The following is a 14,965-nucleotide window of genomic DNA, read 5'->3' as shown; positions in this document are numbered from 1 at the left end:
GCGCCCCCCTCGGGAGGCGCCTCGTCCGACGTCTGGAGGGGCCCGCACGGCCCCGGTGCACGATGTGATCGAGCGGGTGTCCCGCGGATTTCATCAGGTGCCGAGAGCCGTGTAGAGTCTTCTCCGCTGCCCCGATAGCTCAGTCGGCAGAGCGTCTCCATGGTAAGGAGAAGGTCAAGGGTTCGATTCCCTTTCGGGGCTCTGTGATGTGACGCGGGACCGTCGTCTTCGTCTGAGGACGCATGGTCCTGCGTTCCGTCACGCGCGGCGGGGTAGCTCAGCTGGTCAGAGCGCACGACTCATAATCGTGAGGTCGCGGGTTCGAGCCCCGCCCTCGCTACCGACATCATCACGGTTCGACGGCCGGCGTCGGACCGGCCTGTTCCTTGATTCACGTGGCGCCTTCCGGGGGCGCGAGAGGTGACACACCATGGCTGCCAAGAGCGCGGACGTCCGCCCGAAGATCACGCTCGCCTGCGTGGACTGCAAGGAGCGGAACTACATCACGAAGAAGAACCGCCGCAACGACCCCGACCGTCTCGAGCTGGCGAAGTTCTGCCCGCGCTGCGGCAAGCACACGTCGCACCGCGAGACCCGCTGACCCAGCCCTCGACGGATCACCGCACCGACGTGGCGAACCCCGACTTCGCTGGCCGCGAGTACCCGGCCACCGCCCCCTACTCCGTGGGGCGCGAGAAGCTCCGTGAGTTCGCCTCCGCCGTCGGTGCCGCCCACCCCGCGCACCACGACCTCGTGGCGGCGCGGGGTCTCGGCTATCCGGACCTCGTCGCGCCCCCCACGTTCGCCGTCGTCGTCGCACAGCGGGCCGAGGCACAGTACGTCCAGGACCCGGACGCCGGGATCGACTTCTCGCGAGTCGTCCACGCGGACGAGAAGTTCACGCACCACCGACCGATCGTCGCGGGCGACGAGCTGGTCACGGTGCTCCACGTGGACTCCGTGACCGAGCGGGCCGGCATCGCGATGGTGACGACGCGCTGCGAGATCTTCGCGGCCGTGGACGGCGCGGCCGGCGACGGCACCCGCGAGCCCGTCGCGACCGTCTCCTCGAGCCTCGTGATCCGCGGGGAGGACTCCTGATGACCCGCCCCGCCCTCGCGGACCTCACCGTCGGCGACGCCGTCGCCACCGGGACGGTCGAGCTCGACCGAGCCCGCCTCGTGCGCTACGCCGGGGCCAGCGGCGACTTCAACCGGATCCACTGGGACGAGTCCTTCGCCACTGGCGTCGGGCTGCCCGACGTCATCGCCCACGGGATGCTGACGATGGGCTCCGTCGTCGGCGTCGTCGCCGACTGGGCGGGGGACCCGGGCGCCGTCGTCGCCTACCAGACGCGCTTCACGAAGCCGGTCCCGGTCCCGCACGACGGCACCGCCCTCGTCGAGGTCTCCGCCGCCGTGGGCGCGATCGACGCCGACGCCGGCACGGTGCGCGTCGACCTCACGGTGACGCACGAGGGCACCAAGGTGCTGGGCCGCTCGCAGGCGACCGTCCGCCTCTCCTGACCTTTCCTCCCGCGCTCGAGCGCGGCCGCCGATCTCGTCGCGCCGAGGCGCGACGAGATTTTTTACGTCTATCACTTCCCATGAAACGGGATTTCACGGTTCGATGACGAGGTGCGCCCGTGAGCGCACTCCGTCCTCGAGAGGAGCACTCCCCGTGAGATCCGTACGACGACGCACCACCGGGCTGGCGGCCGCCGGCCTCCTCCTGCCCCTGGTCACGATCCCCGCGGTCGCCGCGGGGGCCGGGCCGTCCACCGCCCCCACGTCCGACGTGACCTGCGACGCCGTCGTCGCCGCGCCGGACCGGGAGTCCGCGTTCGCCGCCGCGAGCGACGCCACCGGCGTCCCCGCCGACCTGCTCAAGGCCGTCTCCTACATGGAGTCCCGCTGGGACCAGCACGCCGGCACCGCCAGCGCCGACGGCGGCTACGGCCTGTTCAACCTGCTCGACCACGCGCCCGAGGCGCCCGACGGGGCCGGCAAGGACGCCACGCCCCGCGCTGCCGTGAGCGAGCTCGACCGCGCCGCCGCCCTCACCGGGCTGTCCGCCGCCGAGCTCCGGTCCGACGCCGCCGCGAACACCTGCGGCGCCGCCGCGCTGCTGGCCTCCTACCAGGGCGACGCGGGGCAGGGGACGGGCGACGGTCTCGCGTCCTGGGGCACGGCGGTCGCACGGCTGGGCGGCTCGCCGTCGTTCGCCGACCGGGTCTACTCGACCCTGCGCAAGGGCGAGAGCCGGACGACCGACGACGGCGGGCACGTGACCCTCGCCGCCCGGCCCGACGCCGTCCTGCCCGAGGCGTCCACGGCCGCGGCGAGCGACCCGGCCGCCGACTGCCCGCCCGACCTGGGCTGCGAGTGGCTGCCCGCGCCCTACGCGAAGGGCAGCGCCGACCTGCCGGACGACACCGGGAACTACGGCAACCACGACCAGGCCGACCGCACGGGCGAGGGCGGCCCGTCGATCGACTACATCGTCATCCACGACACGGAGACGGCGTACGAGCCGAGCGTGCGCCTGGTCACCGACCCCACCTACCTGGCGTGGAACTACACGCTGCGCTCGTCGGACGGGCACGTGGCGAACCACCTCGAGCCCTCCGACGTCGGCTGGCACGCGGGCAACTGGTACATGAACATGCACTCGATCGGCCTGGAGCACGAGGGCTGGGCCGGCACGTCGGGCTGGTTCACCGAGGCGATGTACCAGTCGTCGGCCGAGCTCGTGCGCTACCTGGCCGACGAGTACGACGTCCCGCTCGACCGTGCCCACGTCATCGGGCACGACCAGATCCCCGGCATCCTGCCCGGGTACACCAAGAGCGTGCACTGGGACCCGGGCCCGTACTGGGACTGGGAGCACTACTTCGAGCTGCTCGGCGCGCCGATCGGCGGCGGTCTGGACACGACGGCGGACGTCGCGCCGGGCGACGTCGTCGAGGTGGTCGCCGGCTACGACGACAACGCGAACCCGGTCACGGGGTGCGAGCAGGCGTCCCCGGGCTCCGGGGACTGCGTCGCGGGCGCGGGCACGAACTTCGCGGTCGCGTACCAGCAGCCCTCGCTCGACGCCCCGTACGCCCGCGACCCGGGCTGGAAGCCGAACGGCGCGGACGGCACGACGTACGCCAGCGACATCAGCGCGCGCGTGAACTCTGGCCACAAGCTCGTCGTCGCGCAGGTGCAGGGCGAGTGGCTCGGCGTGTGGTGGGCCGGCTCGCTGGCCTGGATCCACAACCCGGCCGACCGTCCCGTGGTCGTGCCGAGCACCGGGCAGACGGTGACCGCGAGCGGCGACGCAGCGGCCGCGATCTACGGCCGCGCGTACCCGGAGGGCGCGGCCTACGCGCCCTACCCGGGCATCACGCCGCAGGCGGTCACGCCGATCGAGTACACGATCGGCGCCGACCAGGCGTACGTGGTCTCGGACGACACGGTGTCGACGGACTACTACAACGCCAAGTCGTTCGACGGCTCGATCCCCGACGACCGGACGGACGTGCGCGGCGAGGACGCCTACTACCAGCTCTGGTACGCGCACCGGCAGGTGTTCACCCGCGCCGCGGACGTGACGCTGCACGACCCGATGGTCACCGACGTCGAGGGGCCGAGCATCGAGGGCAGGGCGCAGATCGGCAAGGTGCTCACCGTGGACCCGGGGGAGTACCTGCCCGGGGACGGCACCGAGGTCGACGTGCGGTGGCTGCGCGACGGCGAGCCCGTGCGCGGAGCGGACGGGACGCGGTACCACCTCACGGGCCGGGACCGCGGCGCGGACATCTCGGTCGAGGTGACCGTGTCCGCGCCCGGCTTCACGTCCGCGACGTTCACGTCCGACGCCGTCGGCCCGGTGCGCCCGCACTGACGCCGACGTAGCACAGAGCTCGCCGAGGTAGTGGGCCGACCACTACCTCGGCGAGCTCCGTGCTACCTCGACGAGACGGGGTGCTACCTCACCAGTTGGGCGTGGCCCCCGGGACGTTCTCGGGCAGCTTCACCTCGTGCGGGTGGATGACGTACGCGATGCCGTCGGTGGACGTCTGCCACACGCGCTCGAAGTTCTCGCGGGTGTAGACGCTGCGCACGTCGGCGTCGGTCGCCTTGTTGGGGTCGTTGATGACCGGGTCGCCGTCGGCGGTGAAGCCGACGATGGTGACGAGGTGGCCGTCGGTGCCGTAGCCGGCCTCGGGCATCTCCTCCTTCGCGAAGTTGATCGACACGACCAGCGGGATGCCCGCCGCGACGAACTTCTCCGCCTCGGCCAGCGACCGCAGCCGCGTGACGAAGGACTCCAGCCCGAACCGGTGCGCGTAGGCCGTGTTGAACGGCCAGTTGCCCGAGCCCTCGTACGTGTAGTCCCACGTGTTGATGGCGGCGTAGGCGACCTGCGGGTCGCCGTTCGGCGCCACGATGTCCGCGAGCTCCGACGCCGGCACCCGGTGCTTCGCGCCGTAGGAGTACTGGATCATCGTGGTGGACGTCGGGGAGCACCAGACCTGGCCGCCGCCGCCGAACTCGGGGTACTCGCCGATGTGGACGAGCTGCGAGTAGCCGGGGACGTCGAGCTCCACCGCACGCCCGAGCGTGAAGTCGCTGGTGCCGGCGTAGGCGCTGTCGGGCAGGTACTCGTTGGTCATCGTCGTCACGCCCGACAGCCGCGGGGTCGCCGTCGACCCGGCCGGGCGGTAGAGCGTGACCCGGGTCTGGAACGCCTCGGGCTCGTGCCCGGACTTGGCGACGTACGTGTCGGTGAACAGGTACGCGTCGTCGTCGTTCTGGCCGTCCACGGAGGTGCGGTGGATGTCGCCCACGCCGCCGTCGGCGGGCTCGACGTCGTCGCCGGACGCCCAGCGGCCCATGACGAACCACTTGGTCCACGCGCCGTCGGCCTTGCGACCGCGGAACTCGACCTCCACCCACGTGCCGGTCGGGGTGGTGGCGTTCCACGACGTGAGGGACTCGTCGACGGCGTACCTGGTCTCGACGACCGGCGACGTCCACGTCCCCGTCTCGTACTCGACCGCGGTGCCGTCGCCGAACGGGTCGGTGTACGCGGTGGTGGGCCCGCCGGCGGTGCGGATCCCCAGGGTGCCGCGCGCCCCGGGGCGCAGGTTCTCCCACTCGCCCTGCCGCAGGTCGTCGATGCCCTGCCAGTGGGTGGTCGTGATCTTGTTGCCCGACGTCGCGGTGTCGTCCGGCGGCGCGGCTCCGGCGGCTCCCGCCGTCGGTGCGATCACCGCCCCCGCTGCCAGGGCCGCCGTCGTCGCTCTCATCCAGGTCCTCCGCACCATGCCTGTCACGGGTCCCTCCCCAGGGACGGGGGCGTGGGACGGTCCCCTCCGCCCGTTGGCAAAGACTTTCCCAGAAACTGTGGCGTGTGTCACGACCTTGCGGGAGGCCGCGGCCCGGGGCCCGAGGGCGGCGGAGGTGCAGGGGGCGGTCAGGCGGCCAGCTCGGTGGGCACGTCGTCGTCGTGCCGCACCGCGAGCGACGTCACCGCCCGGGTCAGGCACACGTACAGGCGCCGCAGCCCGGACGTGCGGTCGGCCTCGCCGGCCACGATCCCCGCCGGGTCGTCGAGGACGACGTGGTCGTACTCCAGGCCCTTGGCCAGGGACGCGGGGACCAGGTCGAGCCGCGCGTCGAACTCGGTGGCCTGGTCGGCGCCCTCGGCGCCGTCGGCGAGCTTCGCCGTGACGTCCTCCTCGCCGACGACGGCGAGCTCCAGCCCCGCCGCCCGGAGCCGTCGGCGCGCGGCGGCCACGCCGGCGTCCGGCACGATCAGGCCCACCGAGCCCTCCCGCGCGAGCGCGGCCCGCACCAGCTCCTCGGTCGGCGCCGTGGTGAGCAGCAGCTCGCCACGGGCCCGCCGCACGGCCACGGGCGGCGCGAGCGTGGGCGCGATCGCCGGCAGGAGGCGCGCCGCGTACTCGATGACGTCGCCGGGCACGCGGAACCCCGCGGTGAGCTGCTCGACGTGCGCGTCGGGCTTGCCGAGGTGGTCGAGCGCGTCGGTCCAGGAGCGCACGGCCCACGGCGTGGTCGCCTGGGCGAGGTCGCCGAGCACCGTGAGCGAGCCGGTGCGGGCCCGGCGCCCGAGGGCGCGCAGCATCATGGGGGACAGGTCCTGCGCCTCGTCGACGACGACGTGCGCCACCGACGGCGCCCGCTCCAGCAGGTCGGCGAGCTCGTCGAGCAGCACGAGGTCGGCGAGCGTCCACCGCGCCGCCCCCGCGCTCCGGGGCGGTGCAGCCCAGGCGAGCTGCTGCTGCTCGGCCGGGGTGAGGAGTCCGTCGGACGTCGCGGCGAGGAAGTCCGGTTCGGCCAGCAGGCGGTGCAGCAGCCGGGCGGGCGTGAGGACCGGCCAGAGCGTCGCGGCGTAGTCCTTCACGGGCTTGGTGCGCGCGAGGACGTCCCAGGCCCGGTCGTCGAGCGCGTCGCCGGCCGCCTCGATCTGCTGCAGGATCCGGTGCGCCAGCGCGTACCGGAGCTGCTCGCGCCCGGCGTCGTAGCGCAGGTCGCGGCCCACCACGTGCGCGACGGCGTCGCGGGCCTCGTGCGCGGGCACGCGCCAGCGGCGGGAGCCACGCGGCAGGACGAGCGCCTCCGCGGGCTCGCCCAGGTGCGACCACACGGCTCGGCGCAGCACCTGCGCCATGCGGGCGTCGCCCTTGAGGCGGGCGACCTCGGCCGTCTCGGTCCCCCGCAGGCCACCGTGCGCCGCGACGATCTCCTCGACCGTCGTCTGCGTGGCGTCGACCTCGCCGAGGGCGGGCAGCACGTCCCGGATGTAGCGCAGGAAGCTCGAGTTCGGTCCGACGACGGTCATGCCGCGCCGCGTGACCTGCTCCCGGTGCGCGTACAGCAGGTAGGCCGCGCGGTGCAGGCCCACAGCCGTCTTCCCCGTGCCGGGTGCGCCCTGCACGACGACCGTGCGATCGAGGTCGCTGCGGACGATGACGTCCTGCTCGGGCTGGATCGTCGCGACGATGTCTCGCATCGGCCCGGTGCGCGGGCGCTCGATCTCCTGCTCGAGGATCTCCGAGTGCCCGGCCGCGGTCTCGCCCGCGCCGGACAGCACCTCGTCCTCGAACCCGGTGAGCACGCCGCGTGCGAAGCCGTACCGGCGCCGGGTGGTCACCCCCATCGGGTCGTCCCGGGTGGCGCGGTAGAACGCGGCGCTCACCGGGGCGCGCCAGTCCACGACCAGCGGGTCCCCGGCGGTGTCGGACACGTGCCGCCGACCGACGTGGAAGACCTCGCCACCGGCCGGCTCGTCGTGGTCGAGCCGGCCGAAGAAGAGCGGCACGTGAGGGTCGTCGGCGAGCTGGGCCAGGCGGCGGGCCAGCGTGGCCTCGAGCACCTCGGCGCTGATCCGGTCGCCGGCGTGGGCGGTCAGCCCCGCCGTGCGCTCGCGCATCCGGGCGAGCTCCTCGCGCGCCCGCTGCAGGTGTGCCCGCTCCCGGTCGAGCTCGGCAGGGGACACGGCGGGCACGGCTGACCTCCAGGGCGACGGGTGGGAGCCGCAGGACATTATCCGGTCGGGCCCGCCGGGGCAACGTGCCCGGGGGCAGGCGCTCTGCGGGCCGAAGCAGGCAGCGGGATGTGATCTGCGTCCCAGCGGTTGGCATCGGAGGGAGGTGACCCTAAGTTAGGCCAGGCTGACCTCACTTCGACCGATCGAGGAGACCCGTGACGAAGTCCTCCGCCCTGCTGGGAGCCGCGACCGCGGCCGACTACGCCGGCGCGCTGCACGCCGTCGTGGACGACGTGGCCGCCCGCGTCGCCGCCGCCGAGCAGCCCTTCTGCGGCGCGAGCCGGCGCGAGCTGCAGGCCCTCGTCGACGCCGTCGACCTCGACGGCCCGCCGGTCGGCACGCCCGACGCGCTGCGCGAGAGCGCCGACCTGTACGCCTCGCACGCCGTCTGGTTCCACCACCCCGCGTACACGGCGCACCTCAACTGCCCGGTGGCGCTCCCGGCCGTCGGGGCGGAGGCGATGCTCGCCGCGATCAACACGTCCGTCGACACGTACGACCAGTCGACGGTCGCGACCCTCATGGAGCAGCGCCTCGTCGAGTGGACCGCCGGCCGCATCGGCTTCCCGGCCGGGAGCGACGGGGTCTTCACCTCGGGCGGCACGCAGTCCAACCTGCAGGCGCTGCACCTGGCGCGCGAGGCCGCGCTCACCGGGGCCGACGGCGCCCGGCTCGGCGGCGCGGCGCGGCGCGAGCGCCTCGGCCGGCTGCGGGTGCTCGCCACGACCGCCGGGCACTTCAGCGTGGCCCGCTCCGCGCTGCTCCTCGGTCTCGACGACGACGCCGTGATCGGTGTCGACACCGACGCCGACGGGCGCCTCGACCCCGCCGCGCTGGCCCGGGCCCTGGTCGACGTCGAGCGGGCGGGCGACGTCGTCATGGCCGTCGTCGTCACCGCGGGGACCACCGACCGCGGCTGCGTCGACCCGGTCGCCCCGGTCGCGGACCTGTGCGACGCCGTCGGCGCCTGGCTGCACGTCGACGCCGCGTACGGCGGTGGACTCCTGGTCTCGCCGCGCCGCCGCCACCTGCTGGACGGCGTCGAGCGGGCGCGCAGCGTCACGGTCGACTTCCACAAGACGTTCTTCCAGCCGGTCTCGTCCAGCGCCCTCCTCGTCCGCGAGGCCGCGGACCTCGCGCGCGCCGCGTGGCACGCGGACTACCTCAATCCCGCCGAGGAGGCGGGGGAGCCGAACCCCGACCTCAACCTTGTCGACCGGTCGCTGCAGACCACGCGCCGGTTCGACGCGCTCAAGCTGTGGGCCACCCTGCGCGCCGTCGGCGCTGACGGGATCGGCGCGATGGTCGACGCCGTCTGCGACCTCGCCGCCGCCGTGCACACCGACCTCGCCGGCGACCCCGAGCTGCGGCTCCTCGCCCCGACCGACCTGTCCACCGTGCTGTTCCGCTACCAGCCCGACGGCGTCGACGACGCCCAGGCGGACGCCCTCGTGCCGCGCGTGCGGCGAGTGCTGTTCGACTCCGGCCGTGCGCTCGTCGCCAAGACGGTGGTCGACGGGCGTCCGTGCCTCAAGCTCACGCTCCTCAACCCGGACGCGACGCTCGACGACGTCCGCGGCGTGCTCGACCTGGTCCGCGCGACGGCGCACGGGCTGCTCGCCGGCGAGGAGCTGCTCGACCTGGACGCGCCGCCGTGCCGCGGCGCCCACCCGCGCCTGCAGCGCGCGACCGCCGTGCCCGCCGACCCCGCCCTCGAGGAGGTCGCCCGATGACCCGCACCACCGACTCCGCCCCCGAGCGCACCTACGACGTCCTGGGCGTCGGCATCGGGCCGTTCAACCTGGGCCTCGCCGCGCTCGCCGACCCGCTCGACGACGTCGACGCGGTGTTCCTCGACCGGCGTGACGGGTTCTCCTGGCACCCGGGCATGATGCTCGAGGGCGCCACCATCCAGGTGCCGTTCCTCGCCGACCTGGTGACGATGGCCGACCCGACGTCGCCGTACTCGTTCCTCGCGTTCCTCAAGGACACGGGCCGGCTCTACCCCTTCTACATCCGCGAGTCCTTCTACCCGCTGCGCGCCGAGTACGACGAGTACTGCCGCTGGGTGGCCGACCGTCTCACCACCCTGCGCTGGGGCAGGGACGTCACGGCGGTGGACCGGGACGAGGAGTCCGGGCACCTGGTGGTGACCGCCCGCCTCGCCGACGGGGCGACCGAGACGTACCGGGCGCGCCACGTCGTCCTGGGCGTCGGGACGACGCCGCAGCTCCCCGGGCCGCTCGCCGCCCTGGCCGCCGAGGCGGGCCGGCACGCGGGCGCCGGCCCGGTCGTGCACAGCGCCGACTACCTGCCGCACCGCGACGCGCTCGCGGCGACCGGTGCGGTGACCGTCGTCGGGTCGGGGCAGTCGGCGGCCGAGGTGTACCGCGACCTGCTCGAGGACGCCGCGCCCGGCGCGCACCGCGTGGACTGGGTGACTCGCTCGACGCGCTTCTTCCCGATGGAGTACACGAAGCTCACGCTCGAGATGACGTCGCCGGAGTACACCGACCACTACCGGGCGCTGCCTACCGAGCTGCGCGAGATCCTCGGCCGCGAGCAGCGCGCGCTGTACAAGGGGATCAGCGGCGACCTCGTGGACGACATCTACGACACGCTCTACCGCAAGTCCGCCCTCGGGCGGGAGGTGCCGACCACCCTGCTGTCGGACACGGAGGTGGTCGCGGCGCGCTACGAGCCCGACGGCGCCGACGGTGCGGGGGAGTACGTGCTCACCCTGCGGCACGGCCAGCTCGGCACGACGGCGGAGCACCGCACGCGGGCCGTCGTCGCCGCCACCGGGTACGGGTCGGGCGTGCCGGGCTTCGTGGCGCCCGGTCTGGTCGACCTCGACGAGCTCGGCCGCGTGGACGTGGCCCGCGACTACACCGCGGGCGCGGGCGGGCGCCTGCACGTGGGCGGCACGGAGGCGCACACCCACGGCGTCACCGCCCCCGACCTGGGCTTCGCCGCGTGGCGGAACTCGGTCATCCTGGCGCAGGTCACCGGCCGTGAGCCGTACGCGATCGAGCGGCGCATCGCGTTCCAGACGTTCGGGCTGCCGGGCGGCGAACCAGCGCCGAGCGCGGCAGCGGCCGCCGCGGTGCAGGAGGTGGCCCGATGACCGCGGTCGCCGAGTCCGGCCTCCGGCCCGTCGCCGCGAACCGGACCTCTCCGGACGCCGTCACCCTCGAGCCGGTCGACCCGGCGCGCGACGCCGCGACCGTGCACGGGTGGCTGTCCCACCCGGCGTCGGCGTTCTGGCAGATGGGGCACCTGGGCGCCGCGGACGTCCGCGACTACCTCGCCGACGTCGCCGACCACCCGGACCAGGACGGCTGGCTGGGTCGCGTCGACGGCGTGCCGGCGTTCTATGCCGAGACCTACGACCCGGCCCGTGTGCTGCTCGTCGGCGTGCACGACGCCGCGCCCGGCGACGTCGGCATGCACCTGCTCGTGGCGCCTCCGCCCGAGGACCCGGCCGACCGCGCGCCGGGGTTCACCGACGCGGTGATGGGCGCCGTCGTGCGCCACTGCCTGGCGCACGAGGGGCTCGACGCCGCGCGCGTCGTCGTCGAGCCGGACGTGCGCAACCGCGCGATCGCCGCGAAGAACGCGGCGGCCGGGTTCCGCGTGCTGCGCCAGGTGGAGCTCGACGAGGGCGGGCACACCAAGCACGCGGCGCTGAGCGTCTGCACGCGCGAGGACTTCGCGGCCTCGCCGCTCGGCGCCCTCGCCGGGCTCGCCGACGCCGCCGGCGCGCGCCTCGCCCCGCACCTGCGCCCCGACCTGGCCGAGCACGCCCACCGTCACCTCGCCGCCAAGGCGCTCGCGGAGCTCGCGCACGAGCGCCTCTTCCGCCCCGAGCCCGACGGAGAACGTCGTGGGTGTGATCGTGGCCCTGTTTCGCCCACCGCACCGGGCCACGATCACAGCCACGACGTGGGGGCGGGAGGACGAGGCCGGTACGTGCTGGCGCTCGACGGCGTGACGTACCGGTTCGCGGCGCGCACGTTCGCGCTGGAGCACTGGGTGGTGGACCCGGCGTCGATCACGCGCACGGTCACGACGGGGACGGCCGGCGTCGAGCGACCCGTGGACGTGCTGGAGCTGGTGGCCGAGCTGCAGCCGCTGCTGCAGATCCCGGACGACCTCGTGGCGACCTACCTCGAGGAGCTCTCCTCGACGCTCGCCGCCGCGTGCGCCAAGCAGGAGCGCGAGCTGGACGGCACGTCGCCGCAGGTCCCGGAGCTGCTGTCCGCCCTCGCCCCCGAGCAGGTCGACGACGGCGACGACGACCGGCGTCGCGCCGACGCGTTCCAGGCCGCCGAGGCGGCGATGACCGAGGGGCACCCCGGCTTCCTCGCGAACAACGGCCGCATCGGGTTCTCCCTCGACGACTACCGCGCCTACGCGCCGGAGCGCGGCGAGCGGCTGCGCCTGATGTGGCTGGCGGCGCGTCGCGAGCACTCCCACCTCGCGGTCGGTGCCGGGCTCACCGAGCAGGCGCTCTACGGCGACGAGCTGTCCGGCGCGGAGCGCGCCGCGTTCGCCGACCGGCTGGCCGCGCGGGGGCTGGACCCCGCCGAGTACCTGTACCTGCCGGTGCACCCGTGGCAGTGGCAGCACCGCGTGCCGATCACGTTCGCCGCCGACGTCGCGCGCGGCGACCTCGTGCCCCTCGGCCCGGGCGCCGACGAGTACCAGCCGCAGCAGTCGATCCGGACGATGTTCAACCGGACGCGGCCGGAGCGGCACTACGTCAAGGTGGCGCTCGCGATCCAGAACATGGGCTTCCTGCGCGGCCTCTCCCCGGCGTACATGCGCGGCACCCCGGAGATCAACGACTGGGTGGCGGGCGTCGTCGAGGGCGACCCCACGCTGCACGACGCCGGGTTCGGCGTCCTGCGCGAGCGCGCGTCCGTCGGGTACACGGGCGACGTCTACCACCGCACCGCCCGCCCCAGCGCGCACCGCAAGATGCTCGCGGCGCTCTGGCGCGAGTCGCCCGTGCCCCGCACCGCGCCGGGGGAGCGGCTGGCCACCATGGCGAGCCTGCTGCACCGCGACGCCTCCGGGCGGTCGCTCGCCACCGCCCTCGTGCGGGAGTCGGGGATCGCGCCCGAGGCGTGGCTGCGCGCCTACCTCGACGCCTACCTGTACCCGCTGGTGCACTGCCTGCGCGCGCACGACCTGGCGTTCATGCCGCACGGCGAGAACCTCGTGCTCGTGCTGCGCGACGGCGTGGTGCGGCGGGTGTTCATGAAGGACATCGGCGAGGAGATCGCGGTGCTCGGCGAGCGTGCCCTCCCCTCCGGCGTCGAGCGGGTGCAGTCGGTCGTGGACGACGACGAGAAGGCGCTCGCGATCTTCACCGACGTGTTCGACGGCGTGCTGCGCCACCTCGCGGGCATCCTCGCGGTGGACGGCGTGCTCGCCGAGGACCGGTTCTGGGCCGTGGTGGCCGACGTCGTGGACCGGCACGCCACCGAGCACCCGGACCTCGCCCCGCGCGGCGGGCGGGGCGTCGACCTGCGGGTGCCGCGGTTCGCGCACTCGTGCCTCAACCGGCTGCAGCTGCGCAACACGCTGCAGATGGTCGACCTCACCGACCAGTCCGCCTCGCTGCTGTACGCAGGGACGATGGCCAACCCCGTCGCCCGCCCGGACGCCCCGTGACCCGACCCTTCGAGCTGTTCCGCGACGACCTCGGGGTGCCGCACGTGCGGGCGGGCTCGGAGGCGGACCTGGCGTACGGGCAGGGCTACGTCACCGCGCTCGACCGGGGCTGGCAGCTCGAGGTCGACCGCTGGTACGGCGAGGGCCGGCTCGCCGCGCGGGTCGGCCCGGCCGGGCTCGAGTGGGACCGGTTCGCCGTCCGCGTGCGCCTCGCGGACACCACCCGCCGGGTGTGGGAGGCGCTCGCGCAGCCCGAGCGGGAGTGGCTCGCCGCGTACGCCGACGGCGTGCGGGACGGGCTCGACGCCGGCGGCGGGGTCGCCCCCGAGCGGGCGGAGCTCGCGCGGGCCTTCGGCGGCGCCCCGCTCCCCGACGACGAGCCCTGGCGGCCCTGGACCCCGATCGGCACCTTCCTGGTGCACCACGTGCTGTTCAGCGGCTTCCCGCACCTCCTGTGGCGCGAGCACGTGGCGCGCACGCTCGGCCCGACCCTCGGCGACGCGGTCGTCGGGTGGTGGGGTGCGCGCGACGGCGGGGCCGGCGGCCCGTCGTCGGGCTCCAACGCGTGGGCGCTGCCCGGGTCGCGGACGGCGTCCGGAGCTCCGCTGCTCGCCGGCGACCCGCACCGGCTGCTCGAGCTCCCCGGGGTCTACCAGCAGGTCCGGCTCGCGCGCCCGGGGCACGACGTCGTCGGGCTGGCGTTCCCCGGCGTCCCGGGCGTGCTGCACTTCGGGCACGCCGAGACGCCGGTGGGCGCGGTCGCGTGGGGCGTCACCAACGCGATGGCGCACCACGTCGCGCTGGTCGCGGAAGGGGTCGACGCCGCCGCGGCCGGCGCACGGGTGGTCGCGCAGGGCTCCGAGACCGTGCCCGTGCGCGGCGGGGCACCCGTCGTCGTGCGGTGGGCGGAGACGGCCCGCGGCCCGCTCGTCACCGACCGGCACAGCCTGCGCTGGCCCGTGCGCACGACGGCGGACGCCGGGGTGGCCGCCTGGCGTGCGCTCCAGCGCGCGCGGACGGCGCGCGACGTCGCCGCCGCGTTCACCGGATGGGTCGACCCCGTGGACCGGGTCCTGACCGCCGACTCGTCCGGCGAGGTGCTGCGCCTCACCGCCGGTCTGGTGCCGGACGTGCCGCCGTCGGGCCGCGTCGTCCCGGCGACCCACCGCGACGAGCCGGGGTGGCGCCGGCTGCCCGCGCCCGCCGTCGTGGCCGACGTCGCCGTCGACGCCAACCACCGTCCGGCCGAGCCGGAGCACGACCTGGGCCACGCCTACGCCCCGCACCGCGCCGCGCGCGTGCGGGCCCTGCTCGCCGACCCGCCGCCCGGCGGGGAGACGGCCGAGGACCAGGACCGCGTGCTCGCCGACACGCGCGACGGCGGTGCCGCCGAGCTCGTGGCCTGGCTTCCGTCGGTCGAGCCTGTCGGGACCCCGGGCGCCGCGGGACGGCTGCGCGCCTGGGCCGCGGCGGGCGCGCGGATGGACGCCGACTCCCCGGACGCCGCCCTGTTCGCCCGCTGGCGGCACGCGCTGGTGCGCCGCGTGGCGGCCGACCCGGCCCTCGCCCCGCTGCACGCCCCGCCCGGCCTGCCGGAGGTCTTCGCGCCGTGGCTGGACGTCGTCGCGCGCGTGGGTGACGCGCTCGCGACGATCCTCGCCTCGGGGGTGGTCGACGGGCTGCGCCTGGCCGAGGAGGCGCTCGCGGACGTCGACGGGCG

Annotated in this window: 10 protein-coding genes and 2 tRNA genes; 10 read left to right on the top strand and 2 right to left on the bottom strand. The window is 74.8% G+C overall.

Going from position 1 to position 14,965, the window contains the following annotated elements; translation table 11 throughout:
* Positions 1-128 precede the first annotated feature (128 nt).
* The 6 genes from ACFWEK_RS09610 (at position 129) to ACFWEK_RS09585 (ending at position 3,891) form a co-directional block, all read left to right on the top strand.
* A tRNA-Thr gene (locus ACFWEK_RS09610) sits at positions 129-201 on the top strand.
* Between the two features lie 65 nt (positions 202-266).
* Positions 267-340, top strand: a tRNA-Met gene (locus ACFWEK_RS09605).
* A 90-nt stretch (positions 341-430) separates the two neighbouring features.
* Positions 431-601 (top strand): 50S ribosomal protein L33, encoded by a 171-nt coding sequence (rpmG, locus tag ACFWEK_RS09600; protein ID WP_079572326.1) that lies wholly within the window; start codon positions 431-433, stop codon positions 599-601.
* A gap of 29 nt (positions 602-630) precedes the next feature.
* Positions 631-1,101: a MaoC family dehydratase N-terminal domain-containing protein gene (locus tag ACFWEK_RS09595; RefSeq protein ID WP_430548135.1), complete on the top strand. Its 471-nt coding sequence runs from the start codon at positions 631-633 to the stop codon at positions 1,099-1,101.
* Positions 1,101-1,526 (top strand): MaoC family dehydratase, encoded by a 426-nt coding sequence (locus ACFWEK_RS09590; RefSeq protein WP_430553900.1) that lies wholly within the window; start codon positions 1,101-1,103, stop codon positions 1,524-1,526. Before ACFWEK_RS09595 ends, ACFWEK_RS09590 begins: the two co-directional genes overlap by 1 nt.
* A 154-nt stretch (positions 1,527-1,680) precedes the next feature.
* The gene (locus ACFWEK_RS09585) at positions 1,681-3,891 is read left to right on the top strand and encodes an N-acetylmuramoyl-L-alanine amidase (protein WP_430548137.1); all 2,211 of its coding nucleotides are present in this window, start codon (positions 1,681-1,683) and stop codon (positions 3,889-3,891) included.
* Positions 3,892-3,979: 88 nt separating this feature from the next.
* Here ACFWEK_RS09585 and ACFWEK_RS09580 read toward each other — a convergent pair whose 3' ends face one another.
* Complete coding sequence (locus tag ACFWEK_RS09580) at positions 3,980-5,299, bottom strand: C39 family peptidase (protein WP_430553899.1); 1,320 nt, start codon at positions 5,297-5,299, stop codon at positions 3,980-3,982.
* A gap of 167 nt (positions 5,300-5,466) precedes the next feature.
* A complete protein-coding gene (locus ACFWEK_RS09575; RefSeq protein ID WP_430553898.1) occupies positions 5,467-7,521 on the bottom strand; it encodes a HelD family protein in 2,055 nt (684 codons plus the stop codon).
* 197 nt (positions 7,522-7,718) lie between these two features.
* On the opposite strand from ACFWEK_RS09575, the gene ACFWEK_RS09570 reads away from it, so the two are divergent.
* The 4 genes from ACFWEK_RS09570 to ACFWEK_RS09555 all read left to right on the top strand — a co-directional run.
* On the top strand, positions 7,719-9,296 hold the full coding sequence (locus ACFWEK_RS09570; RefSeq protein WP_430553897.1) for a pyridoxal phosphate-dependent decarboxylase family protein: 1,578 nt from the start codon (positions 7,719-7,721) through the stop codon (positions 9,294-9,296).
* Positions 9,293-10,690, top strand: a complete 1,398-nt coding sequence (locus tag ACFWEK_RS09565) for a lysine N(6)-hydroxylase/L-ornithine N(5)-oxygenase family protein (RefSeq protein ID WP_430553896.1) — start codon at positions 9,293-9,295, stop codon at positions 10,688-10,690. Before ACFWEK_RS09570 ends, ACFWEK_RS09565 begins: the two co-directional genes overlap by 4 nt.
* A complete protein-coding gene (locus ACFWEK_RS09560; RefSeq protein WP_430553895.1) occupies positions 10,687-13,245 on the top strand; it encodes a GNAT family N-acetyltransferase in 2,559 nt (852 codons plus the stop codon). The genes ACFWEK_RS09565 and ACFWEK_RS09560 overlap by 4 nt, the downstream gene beginning before the upstream one ends.
* A partial coding sequence (locus tag ACFWEK_RS09555) for a penicillin acylase family protein (RefSeq protein ID WP_430553894.1) occupies positions 13,242-14,965 on the top strand: 1,724 nt, incomplete at its 3' end. The genes ACFWEK_RS09560 and ACFWEK_RS09555, both read left to right, overlap by 4 nt.

It is taken from the genome of Isoptericola sp. NPDC060257, assembly GCF_042726645.1.
GTDB classification, from domain to species: Bacteria; Actinomycetota; Actinomycetes; order Actinomycetales; family Cellulomonadaceae; genus Isoptericola; species Isoptericola nanjingensis.
The sequence above is the reverse complement of the archived record's forward strand: the minus strand, read 5'-3'. Positions and strand labels throughout refer to the sequence as shown.